At 33.0% G+C, this 19,697-nt stretch carries 13 protein-coding genes; 6 read left to right on the top strand and 7 right to left on the bottom strand.

Features of this window, described 5'->3' with window-relative positions; genetic code table 11:
• Positions 1-177: 177 nt before the first annotated feature.
• Complete coding sequence (locus SHI72_RS02060) at positions 178-1,626, top strand: glyceraldehyde-3-phosphate dehydrogenase (protein ID WP_039120378.1); 1,449 nt, start codon at positions 178-180, stop codon at positions 1,624-1,626.
• A 68-nt stretch (positions 1,627-1,694) separates the two neighbouring features.
• Here the strand turns inward: SHI72_RS02060 and SHI72_RS02055 are convergent, their stop codons facing one another.
• Entirely contained in the window at positions 1,695-2,156 is a 462-nt protein-coding gene (locus tag SHI72_RS02055) for an Lrp/AsnC family transcriptional regulator (RefSeq protein ID WP_039111354.1), read from the bottom strand.
• 201 nt (positions 2,157-2,357) lie between these two features.
• On the opposite strand from SHI72_RS02055, the gene ald reads away from it, so the two are divergent.
• On the top strand, positions 2,358-3,473 hold the full coding sequence (ald, locus tag SHI72_RS02050; protein ID WP_039111355.1) for an alanine dehydrogenase: 1,116 nt from the start codon (positions 2,358-2,360) through the stop codon (positions 3,471-3,473).
• Between the two features lie 201 nt (positions 3,474-3,674).
• Here the strand turns inward: ald and SHI72_RS02045 are convergent, their stop codons facing one another.
• Positions 3,675-5,084 (bottom strand): APC family permease, encoded by a 1,410-nt coding sequence (locus SHI72_RS02045; protein ID WP_039111357.1) that lies wholly within the window; start codon positions 5,082-5,084, stop codon positions 3,675-3,677.
• 433 nt (positions 5,085-5,517) lie between these two features.
• Here SHI72_RS02045 and SHI72_RS02040 point away from each other — a divergent pair, with 433 nt between their 5' ends.
• The 3 genes from SHI72_RS02040 to SHI72_RS02030 all read left to right on the top strand — a co-directional run bounded on the left by SHI72_RS02040 (position 5,518) and on the right by SHI72_RS02030 (position 8,641).
• Positions 5,518-6,618, top strand: coding sequence for a glycosyltransferase family 9 protein (locus SHI72_RS02040; protein ID WP_323488893.1), 1,101 nt, complete (start codon positions 5,518-5,520; stop codon positions 6,616-6,618).
• A gap of 92 nt (positions 6,619-6,710) precedes the next feature.
• A complete protein-coding gene (locus tag SHI72_RS02035; protein ID WP_323488892.1) occupies positions 6,711-8,201 on the top strand; it encodes a serine hydrolase in 1,491 nt (496 codons plus the stop codon).
• 74 nt (positions 8,202-8,275) lie between these two features.
• Positions 8,276-8,641 (top strand): iron chaperone, encoded by a 366-nt coding sequence (locus SHI72_RS02030; RefSeq protein ID WP_039111359.1) that lies wholly within the window; start codon positions 8,276-8,278, stop codon positions 8,639-8,641.
• Between the two features lie 64 nt (positions 8,642-8,705).
• Here the strand turns inward: SHI72_RS02030 and SHI72_RS02025 are convergent, their stop codons facing one another.
• Positions 8,706-9,914, bottom strand: a complete 1,209-nt coding sequence (locus SHI72_RS02025; protein ID WP_323488891.1) for an NlpC/P60 family protein — start codon at positions 9,912-9,914, stop codon at positions 8,706-8,708.
• A 243-nt stretch (positions 9,915-10,157) separates the two neighbouring features.
• Between SHI72_RS02025 and SHI72_RS02020 the strand changes: the two genes are divergently transcribed.
• Positions 10,158-11,537 (top strand): carboxypeptidase-like regulatory domain-containing protein, encoded by a 1,380-nt coding sequence (locus SHI72_RS02020; protein ID WP_323488890.1) that lies wholly within the window; start codon positions 10,158-10,160, stop codon positions 11,535-11,537.
• A gap of 222 nt (positions 11,538-11,759) precedes the next feature.
• Here the strand turns inward: SHI72_RS02020 and SHI72_RS02015 are convergent, their stop codons facing one another.
• The 4 genes from SHI72_RS02015 to SHI72_RS02000 all read right to left on the bottom strand — a co-directional run bounded on the left by SHI72_RS02015 (position 11,760) and on the right by SHI72_RS02000 (position 19,677).
• A complete protein-coding gene (locus SHI72_RS02015) occupies positions 11,760-14,024 on the bottom strand; it encodes an aconitate hydratase (protein ID WP_323488889.1) in 2,265 nt (754 codons plus the stop codon).
• 133 nt (positions 14,025-14,157) lie between these two features.
• Positions 14,158-16,929: a bifunctional aconitate hydratase 2/2-methylisocitrate dehydratase gene (locus SHI72_RS02010; protein WP_323488888.1), complete on the bottom strand. Its 2,772-nt coding sequence runs from the start codon at positions 16,927-16,929 to the stop codon at positions 14,158-14,160.
• A gap of 285 nt (positions 16,930-17,214) precedes the next feature.
• Positions 17,215-18,168 carry an AAA family ATPase gene (locus tag SHI72_RS02005; RefSeq protein WP_039120387.1) on the bottom strand — a complete coding sequence of 318 codons (954 nt, stop codon included), beginning with the start codon at positions 18,166-18,168 and terminating at the stop codon, positions 17,215-17,217.
• A gap of 78 nt (positions 18,169-18,246) precedes the next feature.
• Entirely contained in the window at positions 18,247-19,677 is a 1,431-nt protein-coding gene (locus tag SHI72_RS02000) for a peptidylprolyl isomerase (RefSeq protein WP_323488887.1), read from the bottom strand.
• Positions 19,678-19,697: the final 20 nt, after the last annotated feature.

Genomic DNA, 19,697 nt, shown 5'->3' with positions numbered 1-19,697 from the left:
CTGATATAGAATTTATTTTTTTGTTTTAGGAGAAGCCAATTTTCATTTTATTGGAAGAAAATTTATTTTCACCCGTTTCCAAAATAAATCATAAAATAGTTTACGAAATCGATTGAAATGGGTACTTTTGCGCCAAATTTAAAAAACAAGCTGTTTTATTTTTACAAATTTTCAACTATGAGCAAAAAATCTTTGTACCAAAAAGAAGTATCATTTCAAGTCGACAGACGAAAAGCCGGAGTAGAATTGATTAAAATCATAAGCGATTTATGGTATGATAAATCTATCGAAATGGTTTTATTCAAAAATCAATTACTAGATAAGAATGTAAGCGACATTATTAATTTACATCAATACGCTGGAGAATTTGTAGGTAAACCAATTACTATTTTTGACTCTGTTGAAATTGCGAGAGTTGTTTTATCTTTAAAATTACCTCCTTCTAAAATAGACATTGGAAAACTAACTTATGAATATCGTTTAGAGGATGAAAAATATCCAGATGCTCGTCATTTTGTAATCGAAAAACTAAAAGAAGCTAAATCATCTGAAGAAATTCAACCTAAAGATGTTGTCCTTTATGGCTTTGGCCGAATTGGTCGCTTATTGGCCAGAGAATTAATGTCTAAAACAGGAAAAGGAAATCAACTGAGATTAAGAGCAATTGTTATTCGTGATAAAAGCGAACTGGCAAATCTTGAAAAAAGAGCTTCTTTATTAAGATATGACTCTATTCATGGAGATTTTCAAGGTTCTGTAGTTGCTGACCCAAAGAATAATGCACTTTTGATAAATGGAACTACGGTACATATTATTTCGGCAAATTCTCCTGAAGAAATAGATTATACGCTATATGGCATTAATGATGCTCTAGTTATAGATAATACTGGTGCTTTTACAACTCAGGAAGCATTAAGCAGGCACTTAGTTTCTAAAGGGGTTAGCAAAGTTTTACTTACTGCACCTGGAAAAGGAGTTCCTAATATTGTACACGGAGTAAATCATAACGAATACAATCCCGATGAAAATGATATTTTCTCGGCTGCTTCTTGTACCACAAATGCTATAACGCCTGTTTTAAAAGCAATTGAAGATACACTAGGTGTTGTAAAAGGACACTTAGAAACTATACACGCATATACTAATGACCAAAATCTGGTTGATAATATGCACAAAAAATACCGTCGTGGCAGAGCTGCTGCATTAAATATGGTAATTACTGAAACTGGTGCAGGAAGTGCTGTTGCAAAAGCATTACCATCGCTTGAAGGGAAATTAACATCAAATGCAATACGTGTTCCTGTTCCTAACGGTTCTCTTGTTGTATTGAATCTTGATGTTAAAAAAGCAACTTCGATTGCTGGAATTAACAAAATAATGAAAAAATATGCCCTTGAAGGCGAATTAGTAGAACAGATAAAATATTCTTTGAATACAGAATTGGTTTCTTCTGACATAATCGGTACTTCGGCACCATCAATTTATGATAGTAATGCTACAATAGTTTCCAAAGACGGAAAAAGCATTGTATTATATATTTGGTACGATAATGAATATGGCTATAGTCACCAGGTTATTCGATTAGCAAAATATATTGCGAAAGTAAGACGTTTTACTTACTACTAGCATATACACCAACCAAACCAACTTTTTCTCAAAACCATCAAGATTTCTTGATGGTTTTTTGTTTTGGATTATATTATAGGCAAAACTGTTGTACTCTTTACTTCGGACATTACAAAGACAGTATTGATTAAAGAAACTTCGGGCAAAATTGATAACTTTTTTTGATGAAAATGATGATACGTTTCCATATCTGGAATGATAATTTTAAGCATATAATCAAAATTTCCTGATACATAATTACACTCTACAACTTCAGGTAAATTCAAAATAGATTGATTAAACCCTTCCGACGTATCATATGTCTGTTTTGTGAGCGTTACCTGGCAATAAACCGTAAGATTATTCCCTAATTTTTTCTTGTTCAAAATAGACACATATTTCTCAATAACTCCCTCTCTCTCAAGTCGTTTGACTCTATCATGGACAGGTGTAAGTGACAAATTTATTTTGTTTGCAATGTCTTTTAAGGTATAATGCGCATCTTCTTGTAAAAGGCGTAGGATTTTTTTGTCAGTTTCGTCTAAAATCATGGTAAAAAGTGTTTTAAAAATTATTACAAATCAGTCATTTTTTCTTTTTATAGACGATAAAAGCTCATTAAAAAGAATATTTTTTGGTAAAAATATTAAATAAAAACAATATTTTCTTTATTATACCCATAATATCGATAATATATTCTCTATATGTAGCTTTGTAAAACAAAATTAACAAAAACAAAAAAAATATAAAAAATGATAATAGGTGTTCCAAAAGAAATCAAGAATAACGAAAACCGTGTAGCTGTTACACCAGCTGGAGTTTCGGAAATGAAAAAACACGGACATGTTGTTTACGTTCAAGCAACTGCCGGTTTAGGAAGTGGATTTAGCGATGAGGAGTATACTAATGCTGGTGCTCAGGTATTAGCAACTATTGAAGAGGTATATGCTATAGCTGAAATGATTATTAAAGTTAAAGAACCTATTGCATCTGAATATGATTTAATCAAAAAAGATCAATTATTATTTACATACTTTCACTTTGCTTCATCAGAGCCATTAACACACGCAATGATCGAAAAAGGAGCTGTATGTTTAGCTTACGAAACTGTTGAAAAAGCTGACCGTAGTTTACCATTATTAGTTCCAATGTCTGAAGTTGCTGGACGTATGTCTATTCAACAAGGAGCTAAATATCTTGAGAAACCATTAAAAGGAAGAGGAATTCTTTTAGGTGGTGTTCCAGGTGTTCCTCCTGCTAAAGTATTAGTACTTGGTGGTGGAATCGTTGGTACTCAAGCTGCAAAAATGGCTGCTGGTTTAGGAGCTCAAGTTACTATTATGGATGTAAGTTTAGCACGTCTTCGTCATTTAGATGATATTATGCCTGCAAACGTAAACACTCAAATGTCAAACCACTATAACATTACTAAAGCAATCGCTGATGCAGATTTAGTAGTTGGAGCAGTATTAATTCCAGGAGCAAAAGCACCTCACTTAGTTACTCGTGATATGCTTAAACTAATGCGTCCAGGAACTGTTGTTGTAGACGTTGCTGTTGATCAAGGTGGATGTATCGAAACATGTACACCAACAACTCACGAAAACCCAACTTTCATTATCGATGATATTGTACACTACTGTGTGGCTAATATGCCTGGAGCTGTACCTTACACATCTACACTTGCTTTAACAAACGCTACTTTACCTTACGCTTTACAATTAGCAAACAAAGGATGGGAAAAAGCTTGTGCTGAAAACGAAGAATTAAAAAAAGGATTGAATATTGCTAATGGAAAAATCCTTTACAAAGGAGTTGCAGAAGCTTGGAATCTTCCTTTCAACGAAGAATTAGTGTTAGCAAAATAATTGCTAGCATTATATAAGTGCTTACTACACTAGAAAAACCCGTCTTTAGGACGGGTTTTCTGTTTTTATATAGTTCATTATTCTTGCCACTGATTCTCACAGATTTTTTAATCCTTTTAATCTGTGGCTATTCTCTTTTCTACTCAATCTATGTGCCTATTTTTAGCCACTGATTAAATAGATACCTTTAAATTATCTCGCTTATTCTTTCGGTTTAGTCAAATAGTAAACAGGAATTCCTGTTAGCATAATTAAAACGCCCCAACCACAAGTAGAAAATTTAGTAAGCAATAAACAAATACAAATTGCCGATGCTACTACAATATATAAGAATGGCAGAAATGGATATCCAAAAGCTTTATAAGGTCTCTCGGCATCTGGCATTTTCTTACGCAGAATAAAAATACCATAAATAGTCAAAATGTAAAAAATCAGAACAATGATAATAACAAAGTCCAATAAATCCCCATATTTCCCTGTCAAACATAAAGCCGAAGCCCAAACACATTGTGCCCATAATGCCCAAGCCGGAACACTAGACTCATTTAATATAGCTGCTTTCTTAAAAAACAAACCATCTTTTGCCATTGTATAATATACCCTTGCTCCAGCCATTATTAGCCCATTATTACAAGCAAAAGTCGAAATCATAATCATAATTGCAATGATTAACGTTCCGATATTACCAAAAATATATTGTGATGCCACTACCGCTACCCTGTCTGATTTTGCTGTAGCAATTTCATCAAAAGGTACTACTGCCAAGTACATCAGGTTTGTTAAAACATAAATAATCGTAACTATAAAAGTCCCCAAGAATAGACTAAACCCAACATTACGTTTGGGATTTTTAATTTCGCCCGCAATAAAAGTTACTCCATTCCAAGCATCACTAGAAAATAAAGAACCAACCATAGCTGCCGAAATACCTGTAAGCAATGCTGTACCTCCTATTGGAAACCAAGATTTAGTATCTGCATCAAAAGCACGTGTAGACCAACCATCAACCCAATTAGCATCCCAAATAGAAGCTTTTGCTCCAAGTGTTAACCCGAAAACGATTAATCCTAAAAGTGATAAAATTTTGATAATAGTTAAAACCGTTTGTAGAATTTTACTGTTTTTAACCCCACGGCTATTTATATACGTTAATAAAATAATCGTAACAATAGAAACCAGTTGAGCTGCATTTAAGTCGAAAGAACCTATCTCAAAAAGAATATTTTCATCACTTAAAGGCTCATAGAGATAAGCTGCAAATTTGGCAAAAGCGACACCTACAGCAGCAATTGTACCCGTTTGGATTACTGCAAAAAAGCTCCATCCGTACAAAAAAGCTATCAACTTATTGTAAGCTTCTTTTAAGTAAACATACTGCCCACCAGCTTTTGGAAACATGGCACTTAATTCTCCATAACTTACTGCTGCAATAACTGTAATTAATCCTGAGATTAGCCATATTAAGATTAGCCAACCCGCAGAACCTACTTGTCGGGCAATATCGGCACTTACAATAAATATTCCTGAACCAATCATAGACCCTACCACAAGCATGGTTCCGTCTAGCAATCCGAGTTCTCTTTTAAAATCTTCTGGTTTGTTTTCTTGCATTTTTTTTGGTTTTTGGTTGGTTAAAGATATACTTTTTTTATAAATTTTGGTTTTTAGATGGCTGATTTTAGATTATATAGCAGTTGTCATTTTTACTTTCAGTCGTGTTATCAAACGAAACGGAGTCACAACTCTTCTCACTATGTCATAAGACCTAAAAACCTAATTATAAGTTAACTAAGACTTAACCATCAATCATTTTAAAAAAACCAATTTTGATTCATCATATAAAAAAAACAGAAAATTATGTAATCAGCTTATAAATGATTTTGCTAACTTTACTTAAAGCAGAAAACATAACAACCTCATTTAGTTATTATTACAACAAGACTCATAATAAGTTTTAATAATTTGCTTTTAATTCTTTCTGTTTTTTTGAGTTGCCATTTATTCTTTTTTAACTGAAGTAAGTTTAATAAATAATATTTACACTATGAAAATCTTAAAAAACATAAACGTAGTAAGACGAAAGTTAATGCATAGCTTAACTAAAAATATTGGGCATTCTACAAATGCGAATAAAAAACATTTAACCATTCAACCTGAGATTAAAAGAGTTTTAATTTCACGTCCAAATGCCCGATTAGGCAACTTATTATTAATTACACCTTTATTAGAAGAAGTCATTACTACGTTTCCGGGATGCAAAATAGACTTATTTGTAAAAGGTAATCTAGCGCCTATATTATTCGAAAACTACGACAATGTCGATAAGATTATTGAGCTACCTAAAAAACCTTTTAAGAACTTACTTCAATATATTAAGGTATGGATATCGCTTAGAAAACAACAATATGATATTGCAATTAATGTTGATAAAAATTCTTCATCTGGAAGACTTTCAGTTAAATTTTCAAATTCAAAATTCAAATTCTTCGGAGATTCTACAGTCGAAGATATTCAATCAAAATATCTTGATTACGAACATATCGCAAAATATCCTGTATACAATTTCAGAAGTTATTTAAGCGAACTAGGCTTTACTCCCAATAACAAATCAATTGCTGCATTAAATCTTAAATTGAGTAATTCTGAAATCATTGAAGGAAAAAAAATACTAGACAAATTAGTCAATAACGATAAAAAAACGATTTGCATTTATACTTATGCAACTGGCGACAAATGTTATTCAGAATCATGGTGGGGGAAGTTTTATAAAAGGCTAAAAACTCAATATCCTAATCATAATATTATTGAAATTTTACCTATTGAAAATGTCTCGCAAATTGGCTTTAAAGCTACACATTTTTACAGTAAAGACATACGTGAAATTGGCGCATTAATCGCAAACACGGAAGCTTTCATTGGAGCCGATTCTGGAATCATGCATTTAGCAAGCTCTGTACAAACTCCTACAGTTGGTTTATTCTCGATTACTGAGCAAAAAAAATATGAGCCATATTATAATCATAGCATAGCTATAGATACTAATAAAACTTCTATTCTTAAATCTACAAAAATCATAGCATACATGATTAGTCATAACTTATCACTTCGAGTTACAACTACTTCAACAATTATAGCATTATACTAAACAAAGTGATGATTTTTAGTAACTTTATTAAATTTTAGTCGTCTATTATTAATGAACGCTTAAAATATAATAACCAAAAATCATCAACCATCATGGAAAAAAAATCAAATAGCTCTTTATTAAAAGTGCTCATTTTTAGTCTTGCTTTTCAATTAATTTTAGTTAATGTATGTATTGGCCAAACTTCCAAGGCCGATAAAATTAATGAATTGCTAAGCTTATATTCTAAATACAACCAGTTTAACGGAACTGCTCTTGTAACTGAAAACGGAAAGGTTATCTATAAAAAAGGCTTTGGATTAGCCAATATGGAATGGAAAATCCCTAATGAACCCAACACAAAATTTAGATTAGGCTCTATTACCAAACAATTCACAGCATTATTAATTCTTCAATTGGTGGAGCAAGGAAAGCTTAAATTAGATGTTCCAATTTCTACCTATCTTCCTGATTATTCCAAAACCAATGGTGATAAAATTACCATTCATCAATTACTCACTCATACATCAGGATTACCTAATTATACTTCATTCCCTAATTTTTTCTCAGATATTAGTCGTAATCCCTATACACCAGAAGCTTTTGTAAAAACATTTGCCGATTTACCTCTTCAATTCAAGCCTGGAGAAAAATTTGCCTATAGCAACTCTGGCTATTTTCTATTGGGTTATATCATAGAGAAAATTACAGAAAAAACGTATGAGCAGTGTTTACAAGAAAAGATTTTTACCCCACTTAACATGAATAATTCTGGCTATGACCATCACGATGTGATTTTAGCTAATAGAGCCACTGGATACGAAAAAAAAGAGAAAGGCAGTTCTGACTATGTAAATTCAAGTTACATTGATATGTCTCTTCCTTATGCTGCAGGATCTCTATATTCTACCGTAGAGGATTTATACTTATGGGATCAGGCTCTTTATACTGAAAAATTATTATCGGCTAAATACAAAGAATTATTATTTAACAAATACATAAATACAAGGTTCTCTGCAACATCCTATTATGGATACGGGTGGTTTATTGAAGAAGCCAACATTGACAAAACAGATAAGAAAGTACAAATTATTGAACATGGTGGTGGAATAAATGGTTTCAATACTCTAATCTCACGTATTCCATCATCCAACGATTTAATTGTATTATTAAATAATACCGGAGGAACTGGTCTTAATCAAATGTCTGAAGCGATACGAGCAATTTTATACGATATGCCATATGATATTGCCAAAAGATCTACCGCTTATACTCTATTTGGTATTATTAAATCTCAAGGATTAGAAACTGGATTGAAGAAATTTGAAGAGTTCAAAAAATCTGATGAATACGCTATTAAGGAAAGTGAAATAAACGATGTTGGTTATCAATTACTACAATCAGGAAAAACAAAAGAATCCATAGCCATTTTTAAAATAAATGTTGATACCTTTCCTAAATCAGGAAATGCATATGATAGTTTAGGCGAGGCTTATTTAAAAGATGGAGATAAAAAACTTGCTATTGTAAACTACAAAAAATCATTACAGTTTGACCCAAAAAATGAAAATGCAAAGAAAGTATTGGAAGAAATCTCTAAATAACAACTTTGATAAACTCAATTAAAACTGCCGCAATTTGACAAAATTGCGGTTTTGGTTTTATAAAATTAAAAGCTATGATAACTTCAAAACCTAAAACTATTGATGAATATATTGCTGGTTTTCCTGAAACTATTCAGGCAGTATTAGAACAAGTGCGCCAAACAATTAAAAAGGCTGCTCCAAATGCCGAAGAGAAAATAAGTTACGCTATCCCTACTTTTACGCTTAATGGTAACTTAGTGCATTTTGCAGCTTTCAAAAACCATATTGGCTTTTATGCGTTGCCTTCGGGAAACGAAGCTTTTCAAGAAGAACTTTCTGCTTATAAATCAGGAAAGGGCTCTATTCAGTTTCCATTAGACAAACCTATGCCTTTGGATTTAATAACGAAGATTGTAAATTTTCGAGTAAAAGAAAATTTAGAAAAAATAAAGAAGTAAAAATTATTTAACTGAGTAAGTCTAAAAGCTTAAACTTATATTACGTTTTTAGAATTAAAGAAATTTATTCTAAAACACGATTAACTTGAGTGAAGTTTCTTCCGTAGTATGCCTCTTTTGTTGAAGAAACAATTACACCACCATGAACAGATGAGTGAACAAATTTAATTTCGCCATCTAATACCTCAACTACCATTCCCACATGGTTTATCTGACGTCTTCCATTAGTTTTAAAGAAAATTAAATCTCCTTTTTGCGCATCTTCCGATGCAATTTTAACTCCAATACGGGATTGCTCGATAGAACTTCTAGGTAACTTAATATCAAAACTTCCAAATGTAGTTACCATTAATCCTGAACAATCAAAACCTGCTCTCGAGGTTCCTCCTGAACGATACCGGACTCCTATATTCTCTGTAGCGTTTAATACCAATTGATTTAACAAATCTGAGTCATGGGTAAACTTTACATTATTTGTCGTTGCAGTATCTTTAATTGCTGTTGTCGCTACTGCTGTTGCAGTATCCGCTCCCTCTTGTACTCCTTCTTTCTTTACATATGATTTTGAAGGATTTATTTTAAGGACGTAACCTACTGGTAATTTTCCTTTTATAAATGGGTTTTGTCTTTCTAATTCTTTAACCGTAAGTCCGTATTCTTTAGCAATTGCATATTTAGTTTCTTTAGGTAAAACTTCACGAACAATTTCGGTTTCTACAGGTTTTTCTATTATCTCAGGTTCAGGAGTTGCAACAATCGTAGTCGCAGCTATTGTAGTTTCTTTTATAATTGGTTTAGCGTTACCCGGAATTATAATTTGTTGTCCTATTTTAAGCCCTTCACTTTCTAATTTTGGATTGGCTTTTTTTAATTCCTCGACAGTAAGTTGGTATTGTTTTGAAATTCCGTACAATGTTTCTTTTGCTAGAATTTCATGAGTAGTAGTTTCTTGATTACTCGTTGTAGTATTCGAATTGTCTGAATTGCTTTTATTACTTGCAATTACTTCTTTTTCTTTTGTCTTCGTTTTTGTTGCTTTATCTTTATTGGCAACATTTTTCTCTGAACTTGGAATTAGTAAAATTGAATTTAGTTTTAATAATTTACCAGCATTAGGATTTAAATCAAGAATCTCCTTTACTTTTACATGATATTTTTTGGCTATAACACTAACATTCTCCCCTTTAGAAATTTTATGCTTAATATATTTTTCCTGTGAAAAAACATTAAAACTAAAAAAAAACAACGCTAATATCAGTCCAAAACTTTTCATTCTTATTCAAATTACATTCGCAGATTACATTTAATTCATTTAAAAAAAATCAAAAAACAACAATCCAATTACTTAAAAAGCTAATTTAACTTATTAAACTAAAAATCGCTATTTTTTAACAACTCTTTATATTCAAATTAACAAATTCCGCATAAAAAATAATCATTCTATATTAATTCAATTATTTTTCTTGAAAAAATAATACTACTTTTAAACAAAGAATAACTGACAAAAAAAATACCCTTGAAAAAACTAATTCTGATTTTTGTATTTTTTCCTACATTATTAATTGCTCAAAATATAAAAGGTAATGTAATTTCTCAGAAAGACAATCTTCCGGTTGAAAACACCAATGTATTTGCATTGTCTAGTAAAGTTGGGACTATAACCGATGAAAAGGGTGAATTTTATTTAAAAGTTCTTCCTGAATTTAAAGAGAATGAGACATTACAATTTTCTCACATTGGTTACATCACTAAAAATGTTTCCTTAAGCTATCTGGCAAAAAATAACTACAAAGTTTTTCTTGAAGAAGAGGCACAAAATTTATCAGGTGTTACAATTGTTACCAATTCTAAATTGAAAACTAAACTTGCTTTTACAGAAATAACTTCTTTAAAACATCCTGTTTTTTCATTTGGATCTTTTTTAAAAGACGACAAAATTTATATTAGTGGTGGTGACGCTTATCCTGAAATCGATCACATGGCTAAAGTGCGGGCAAAAATAGCTGACCCTAACTTGCAGGATTTTTTTAATGAAGGAACAGGTGCAACAAAACGACATTATAAAAAGTATCTTTCTATTTACGATATCAAAACCAACTCTTGGGAATTTCCAGATTTAAAACTACAGGTTAGAGCGTATCATAACATTCATTTCTATAACAATTTAATTTATATTTTGGGCGGAAAAAAAATGTTCGTAAATAAAATAAGTAGTTGGGAATATTTACAAGATCAAATTGAAGTTTTAGATATTGAAAAACTCACTGTTAAAGTCGACAAAACAAATCCACATCAGGCTGCTGATTTTGCTTCTTTTACTTATAAAGATAATATTATTGTAATGGGAGGTTCTATAAAAGCAACTGAAAGTGGTGTAAAAGATTTCACAGATAAAGTGCATTTGTATAATATTACTTCCGGATATTGGTATGAACTTACGAGTATGCCAATGGCAGAAGAAACTACCGGAATACTGATAGACGATAAAATTTATCTTATTGGCGGAAACAACGGAAAACCAATATCTAAAATAGAAACCTTTGATTTAGTAACAGAAAAATGGCAAACTGAAGGCGAACTATTTTTGGGATTAGAAAGACCTGCTATTGCTTACAATGACGATATTATTTATTTTTTTGAGGATGAAAAAATGTACACATACAATTTTAAATTAAAAGTATTAAAAGAATACGAAATCAACCTCCCCCTGAAGTATTCAGCTATGTATTATAACAATAATAAATTATACATTTTGGGCGGACGTATTGACAATAGTTATTCTAAAATACCTTCTGCAAAAATTTTCAGCATAGATTTAGATGAATTTAAATTAACAAATCCGAATAAGATTAAAAACTTATCTCAAGAAACGACTCTAGCAAAAACACAGGGTTAGTTTTTAATATCAGAGTTATTATCTGCGAAATTATAATATTTAACAGGTAAAAATCTTTATACTAAATTTCTTTTTTAAATAGATTTCCTAGCCCAGATAAAAGCGGCATCCTTTTCTTTTTTCCTTAAAAAAAGAAAAGATATAGCGGATAGCTGGAAATAGCTTCAAATAAAAAAACTCCCAAGTTGCCTTGAGAGTTTTTAATATGATTTAAAACTTTAATTATGCTTTTCCAGCAGCAATTAAGTTTAATGCTGAACCAGCTACAAACCAGCCAATCTGTCCTGCATTATAAGTATGATTTGCTAAGATTATGTCTTTAGTTCCATCTTCGTGAACGAATTCTAGCGTTAATGGTTTTCCTGGAGCAAATTCTACTAAATCAAGGAAATTGATTGTATCATCTTCTTGGATTTTATCATAATCTGCTTCGTTAGCAAATGTTAATCCTAAAAGCCCTTGTTTTTTAAGGTTTGTTTCGTGGATACGAGCAAAAGATTTCACCAATACCGCTTTAACTCCTAAGAAACGTGGCTCCATTGCTGCGTGCTCACGAGAAGATCCTTCGCCATAGTTATGATCCCCCACAACAATAGATGGAACTCCAGCTGCTTTGTACGCACGTGCAACTGCAGGAACTGCATCATACGTTCCTGTTAATTGATTTTTAACTGAATTTGTTTTTTGGTTATATGCATTTACTGCACCAATCAACATATTATTAGAAATATTATCTAAATGTCCACGGAAACGTAACCATGGTCCTGCCATAGAGATGTGATCTGTCGTACATTTTCCAAATGCTTTGATTAATAATTTTGCACCTGTAATATTCTTACCATCCCAAGCATCAAACGGAGCTAATAATTGTAAACGCTCTGATGTTGGGCTTACAGCTACCTGAACTCCTGAACCGTCTTCTGCCGGAACTTGGAATCCTGGATCTTTAACATCAAATCCTTTTGGAGGCAATTCGTCTCCTGTAGGTTCATCTAACATTACTTCTTCTCCATCTTCATTGATTAAAGTATCTGTTAATGGATTGAAACTTAAATCTCCTGCGATAGCCATAGCTGTCACTAATTCAGGTGAACCTACGAAAGCTAGTGTATTTGGGTTACCATCGGCACGTTTAGAAAAGTTACGGTTAAAAGAGTGAACGATTGTATTTCTTTCTTCTTTCTCTGCTCCTTCTCTATCCCACATACCAATACATGGTCCGCAAGCGTTAGCAAAAACTGTTGCTCCAATTTTATGGAATGTATCGATAAAACCATCACGCTCGATTGTATAACGAACTACCTCTGAACCTGGAGTAATTGTAAACTGTGATTTTGTTTTTAATTTTTTGGCAGAAACTTGTCTTGCCAAAGATGCTGCACGCGCAATATCTTCGTAAGATGAGTTGGTACATGAACCAATTAAACCAACCTGAATTTGTAATGGCCAGTTATTTTTGATTGCTGCTTCTTTCATTTTAGAAATTGGAGTAGCTAAATCTGGCGTAAAAGGTCCGTTTAAGTGTGGCTCTAATTCCGTTAAGTTAATTTCGATAACCTGGTCAAAATATTGTTCTGGGTTAGCGTAAACTTCTGGATCTCCAGTTAAGTAAGAAGCTACTTTATCTGCCGCATCTGCAACATCGGCTCTATTTGTAGAACGCAGGTAACGACTCATAGAATCATCATATCCAAAAGTTGAAGTTGTCGCTCCAATCTCTGCACCCATATTACAAATAGTACCTTTACCTGTACATGACATAGAAGTTGCACCTTCTCCAAAATATTCTACAATTGCTCCTGTTCCACCTTTTACAGTAAGAATACCAGCAACTTTAAGGATAACATCTTTAGGAGCAGTCCATCCTGATAATTTACCAGTTAATTTTACTCCAATTAATTTAGGAAATTTTAATTCCCATGCCATTCCTGACATAACATCTACAGCATCGGCTCCACCAACACCAATAGCTACCATTCCTAAACCTCCTGCATTTACGGTATGTGAATCTGTACCAATCATCATTCCTCCTGGGAAAGCATAATTTTCTAGTACTACTTGGTGAATAATACCTGCTCCTGGCTTCCAGAAACCTATTCCGTATTTATTAGAAACTGACGACAAGAAGTCGAAAACTTCATTACTTTGAGTTTTTGCTCTAGCCAAATCGGTTACAGCATCTACTTTAGCTTGAATTAAGTGATCGCAATGAACTGTTGTAGGCACAGCCACTTTAGCCTTACCTGCGTGCATAAATTGCAATAATGCCATTTGTGCAGTTGCATCCTGACATGCTACACGATCGGGTGCAAAATCAACATAATCGACTCCTCTACCAAACGCCTTAGTTGGATTTCCATCCCAAAGGTGATTGTACAAAATTTTCTCCGTTAAAGTAAGTGGACGACCAACAATCTCGCGTGCTTTATCAACACGACCTGGCATGTTCTCATACACTTTTTTAATCATTTCAATATCAAAAGCCATAAGTATAATTGTTTTTGTTTGTTTTTGTTTTTTGAACATCACAAGTTACAAAAAATAGAAGAGCCAGAAAAGAAAAAGCCTGAGTTTATCAACTCAGGCTTTTTATATATAATGATTATAACTAATCGTACGATTACATTACTAACAGTTTATGAGAAGGTGCAAACCTAGTTAGGCTAATACCATCTACTGCTGCTATATATTCATCTAATGTAGGTGTTCTACCTAGAATTGTAGACAAGACTACAACTGGCGTAGAAGAAAGTAATGACTCTCCTTTTTTACCTTCTGTATCTTCTACAACTCTTCCTTGGAAAAGACGCGTAGAAGTTGCCATTACAGTATCTCCTTTTGCTGCTTTTTCCTGGTTACCCATACAAAGGTTACATCCTGGACGCTCTAAATACAACATGTTCTCGTATTCTGTACGTGCAGCACCTTTAGGAGCGCTATCGTTAAATTCGAAACCAGAGTATTTTTGTAAAACTTCCCAATCTCCTTCAGCCTTAAGTTCATCTACGATATTATAAGTAGGTGGCGCTACTACTAGCGGAGCCTTAAACTCAACCTTACCGTATTGTTGTTCTATATTTTTAAGCATTTGAGCTAGAATCTTCATATCTCCTTTGTGAACCATACAAGACCCGATAAATCCTAAATCTACTTTTTTATCTCCTCCGTAAAAAGATAATGGTCGGATTGTATCGTGAGTATATCTCTTAGAAACATCCGCGTTATTAACGTCTGGATCCGCAATCATTGGCTCGATAATCTGATCAAGATCTACAACAACTTCTGCATAATACTTAGCATTTGCATCTGGAGTTAAAGCAGGTTTCTCTGCTGATTTAATCTCTGCAATTCTCTTATCTGCTTTGTTAATCAATCCCTGAAGAACTTGTTTTTCATTATCCATTCCTTTATCGATCATGATCTGGATTCTGCTTTTTGCAATCTCCAATGATTCGATTAAGGTATCATCTTCAGAAATACAGATAGAAGCTTTTGCTTTCATCTCTGCAGTCCAGTCTGTAAATGTAAATGCCTGGTCAGCAGTAAGAGTCCCAAGATGAACCTCGATAATTCTCCCTTGGAAAACATTTTCACCACCAAATTTCTTAAGCATTTGAGCTTGTGTTGAATGAACTACATCACGGAAGTCCATATAGTCTTTCATCTCACCTTTAAATGTTACCTTAACAGATTCAGGAATTGGCATTGAAGCCTCACCTGTAGCAAGTGCAAGAGCAACTGTTCCTGAGTCAGCACCAAATGCTACACCTTTAGACATTCTTGTATGAGAGTCACCACCAATAATGATAGCCCACTCATCTATTGTAATATCATTAAGAACTTTATGAATTACATCTGTCATTGCATGATAAACTCCTTTCGGGTCACGAGCTGTGATTAAACCGAAATCGTTCATGAATTTCATCAATTTTGGAATATTTGCCTGAGCTTTTTTATCCCATACTGAAGCTGTGTGACAACCAGATTGGTATGCACCATCAACGATTGGCGAAATTACTGTAGCAGCCATAGACTCTAATTCCTGAGCAGTCATAAGACCTGTCGTATCTTGAGAACCTACGATATTAACTTCTACACGAACATCTGAACCAGCATGTAGTACTTTACCTGGAGCTATACCAACAGCGTTTTTGTTGAAAATTTTCTCTACCGCTGTAAGTCCTTGTCCTTCAAGAGAAATCTCTTTTGATGGAGCAAATACAAGAGGAGCTTCGATTTCTAGAATTTTCGCTGCTAATGTCTGAAGTTTTTTACCAAATACAATTGCATATGATCCTCCAGCTTTGATAAATTCCATTTTTTGAGGAGTAAAAGCCTTAGAAATATCAATTAGCTCTTTGTCTCCATTATATAATTTTTTCGTCTTTGTGTTTATTGTAAGCACAGTTCCTGTAGCAACAGAGTATGCTTCTTCCAGAATTGGCTCATTATTCTCATTGCGAATAATATTACCATCTGCATCAAGCTTTTTAACCCAGTTTTTAAGATCTAAACCAATACCACCAGTAACATCAACTGTTGTTAGGAAAATTGGAGAAATACCATTTGTTCCTCCAACAATTGGAGCGATATTAACGAATGGAATATATGGACTTGCTTGTTTTCCTGTCCAAAGTGCCACGTTGTTTACACCTGACATTCTTGACGAACCAACTCCCATTGTACCTTTCTCTGCAATCAACATCACACTTTTGTCTGGATGTTGTGCTTGTAACGCCTTAATTTCTTCTTGTGCTTTAGGCGTAATCATACATTGACCATGAAGTTCACGGTCTGAACGTGAGTGAGCCTGATTACCTGGAGACAACAAATCTGTAGAAATGTCACCCTCACCAGCAATAAAAGTAACTACTTTAATTTCTTCAACTACTTCTGGTAATTTTGTAAAAAACTCTGCCTGCGCATAGCTTCTAATAATATCTATAGCAATTGGATTACCTTTTTTAAACGCTTCTTTTAAACGATCTGTGTCTGCCTCATAAAGGTAAACTTGTGTCTTAAGTACATTTCCTGCTTCTTTTGCAATAGCAGCATCATCACCCAAAGCTAAATCTAACAATACCTCAATAGAAGGTCCACCCTTCATATGTGATAATAACTCAAATGCAAAAGCTGGTGTTATTTCTTTTACAGCAGATTCTCCAAGAATAATCTCTTTTAAAAACTTAGCTTTTACACCCGCAGCACTTGTAGTTCCTGGTATAGTGTTATAAATAAAGTGTTTAATCGATTCTTCTCGATACTCGTTATCCAGATCTTTAATCTGTGCAATAATCACGCTTAACAACTCAGCACCATCAATTGGCTTCGGATGAAGTCCTTGGTCTTTTCGTTCTGCAATCTCTTTAATGTAATCGTTATAAATATTCATAATTGAAGTCTTTTCTAGGTATCTTATTTTTTTGTACGCAAATTTAAAAATTAAAGCCGAGAATTAAAAAAAATATAACAGAAGTCGCCTTTTCAAAAGTTATTATTAAAAAATAACGATTTACATTGCGTAAAATTAGCAAAATTGCATTTTAACGTCAAAATATTAAATTATTAATAATATAAAATCCTTTCTTTGACAAAGTCGAAATTCTTTGTTATAAAGAAAAAGGTTCTTTGCTATGTTTTAAGCAAAGAACCTTTCTAAATAAGCTTTTTTATATCGTTATAGTAGCTTCTGAATTATAATTTCTTCTGTAATTCCTTCGGCATCGGCTTTATAATTTTTAATGATTCGATGTCTTAAAATACCCGTTGCTACAGCTTTTACATCTTCAATGTCTGGCGAAAATTTACCATTGAATGCTGCATGAGCTTTAGCAGCTAAAATTAAATTTTGCGAAGCTCTTGGCCCTGCTCCCCAATCTAAATAATTTTTAACAAAATCATTCGTCAGGCTATTATCTGGTCGTGTTTTACTAACCAAAGTTACTGCATACTCTATTACATTATCAGCAACAGGAATTCGGCGAATTAAATGCTGAAAATCTATAATTTCCTGAGCCGTAAACAAAGGGTTGATTGTACTTGTATTGTCTGAAGTTGTACGTTTAACAACTTGTACTTCTTCTTCAAAACTTGGATATTCTAATTTTATGGCAAACATAAAACGATCCAATTGCGCTTCTGGCAAAGGATAAGTTCCTTCTTGCTCAATAGGGTTTTGTGTAGCTAACACAAAGTAAGGCAAGTCTAATTTATGGTTTTCACCAGCAATCGTCACCGAACGTTCCTGCATTGCCTCTAGCAAAGCTGCTTGTGTTTTTGGTGGCGTTCTATTAATCTCATCTGCCAAAATGATATTAGAAAAAACCGGTCCTTTTATAAATTTAAACCGTCTGTTTTCATCTAAGATTTCGCTTCCCAAAATATCAGATGGCATTAAATCCGGAGTAAATTGAATTCTCTTAAAATCAAGCCCTAAAGCCTGTGAAAGTGTATTTATCAATAATGTTTTTGCCAATCCTGGCACACCTATTAAAAGAGCGTGTCCGCCAGAAAAAATGCAAATCAAAATTTGATCTACAACTGCATCCTGACCTACAATAATTTTTGCGATTTCAGCTTTTAATTCATTACGTTTTTGAACTAAATTATGAATTGCGGTTACATCTGACATCTATGAATGTATTTAAAATTAAAAAGAGTTAGTTCTATGAATTCATAAAACTAACTCTTTTTATTTATTTTATAAAAATTATTTTTTCAACCAATTATTTGTAAAAGTACAATCTCTGTACTCTCCAAGAATCTTGATATAAGTTTCTTTTATTTTTTCATCAAACCATTTTGCAATAGCTTTAATTTGTTTTTCTTTTAAAGCTAAATCTTTAATCTTGATATAATCTTTAGCGTAATCAGCAGTATGCGATTCAATTCTTTTAGTTACAGTAATTAGTTTGTAACTTTTTTTCCCTTGTGGATCTGTATCTAAAACTGGTTGCGAAACTTCGTTATCTTTTAAATTAGAAACCTGAGCATATAACGTAGGATCCATTTTTGTTAATTCAAAACGTGTGTCTTGTGTATTCGGATTAATCAAGGCTCCACCGTTTGCACGTGTCTCTTTTTCATCAGAATCTGCTCTGGCTGCTTCTGCAAAAGTTACTTTCTTATCTATTATTTTCTCTCTAATTCCAGTAATTCTTTCTTTTGCTTCTTTCAAAGCATCTTCAGAAACTACAGGAGCAATCAAGATATGACGCAACTCAACTTCTTGCCCTTTAATTTTATCTACTTTTATGATATGAAATCCGAAGGTAGTTTCAAAAGGAGCTGAAATCTCTCCTTCCTGAAGACTAAAAGCGATATCCTTAAATTCTTTTACAAAAGGTGTTTTTCTCGTCATCTTATAATATCCTCCATTCGAACTCGAACCTGGATCCTGAGAGTATAAAACTGCCTTAGTTGCAAAACTAGCACCGTCTTCCACATCTTTTTTAATACCATTTAAACGGTCGATTACCTTTTTCTTTTCTACATCCGAAATTTTAGGATTCACCACAATTTGTGCTACTTCCATCTCTGCTCCAAATGTTGGCAACTCACTTTCTGGTATTTTCTTGAAGAAATTACGAACTTCCTCAGGAGTAATTTCTACTCCATCGATGATCTTCTTTTGCATCTCAGATGCTAACTTTTGCTCTTTTAAGATATCAGCAAAATAAGTTTTGAATTCTTCAACTGAATTCTTTTTGTAATACTGAACAACTTTGTTTATATCTCCAATTTGCTGAACCATATAATTTAATCGTTCATCCATCATCCCTTTTACTTCAGCATCACTTACAATGATACTATCCTGAATAGCCTGATGTGCATATAATTTATCTTCTAGAAGTTTTCCTAGCATCTGACATCTTGAAACATCTTTTATAGACCCTCCTTGACTACTAATTTCTAAGTATCCTTTATCGATATCTGAATCTAAAATAATGTAATCACCTACAGTAGCGATAATACCATCAATTTTTTGTTTCTGATTACTTTTAACTACAACTGGCTTTGCAATAACCGTATCCTTAATAATTTCTTGCGCACTGGTTAGCGAATTGAAAAGAAGCAAAAAACTTATTGTAAATACAAATTGACAATTGATAGTTTTTATTCGTAATTTTTTTAATAGCATTAGTTAAAAATTTAATTTGA

Origin of the sequence: Flavobacterium sp. PL02, from assembly GCF_035013205.1 — a bacterium.
In the GTDB taxonomy this organism is placed as follows: domain Bacteria; phylum Bacteroidota; class Bacteroidia; order Flavobacteriales; family Flavobacteriaceae; genus Flavobacterium.
The sequence above is the reverse complement of the archived record's forward strand: the minus strand, read 5'-3'. Positions and strand labels throughout refer to the sequence as shown.

Coding starts and splice junctions, on each gene's coding strand:
- SHI72_RS02045 (WP_039111357.1), bottom strand. CDS start 5,084: ATGCAAGAAAACAAACCAGAAGATTTTAAAAGAGAACTCGGATTGCTA.
- SHI72_RS02000 (WP_323488887.1), bottom strand. CDS start 19,677: ATGCTATTAAAAAAATTACGAATAAAAACTATCAATTGTCAATTTGTA.
- SHI72_RS02030 (WP_039111359.1), top strand. CDS start 8,276: ATGATAACTTCAAAACCTAAAACTATTGATGAATATATTGCTGGTTTT.
- ald (WP_039111355.1), top strand. CDS start 2,358: ATGATAATAGGTGTTCCAAAAGAAATCAAGAATAACGAAAACCGTGTA.
- SHI72_RS02035 (WP_323488892.1), top strand. CDS start 6,711: ATGGAAAAAAAATCAAATAGCTCTTTATTAAAAGTGCTCATTTTTAGT.
- SHI72_RS02040 (WP_323488893.1), top strand. CDS start 5,518: ATGAAAATCTTAAAAAACATAAACGTAGTAAGACGAAAGTTAATGCAT.
- SHI72_RS02015 (WP_323488889.1), bottom strand. CDS start 14,024: ATGGCTTTTGATATTGAAATGATTAAAAAAGTGTATGAGAACATGCCA.
- SHI72_RS02005 (WP_039120387.1), bottom strand. CDS start 18,168: ATGTCAGATGTAACCGCAATTCATAATTTAGTTCAAAAACGTAATGAA.
- SHI72_RS02010 (WP_323488888.1), bottom strand. CDS start 16,929: ATGAATATTTATAACGATTACATTAAAGAGATTGCAGAACGAAAAGAC.
- SHI72_RS02055 (WP_039111354.1), bottom strand. CDS start 2,156: ATGATTTTAGACGAAACTGACAAAAAAATCCTACGCCTTTTACAAGAA.
- SHI72_RS02025 (WP_323488891.1), bottom strand. CDS start 9,914: ATGAAAAGTTTTGGACTGATATTAGCGTTGTTTTTTTTTAGTTTTAAT.
- SHI72_RS02060 (WP_039120378.1), top strand. CDS start 178: ATGAGCAAAAAATCTTTGTACCAAAAAGAAGTATCATTTCAAGTCGAC.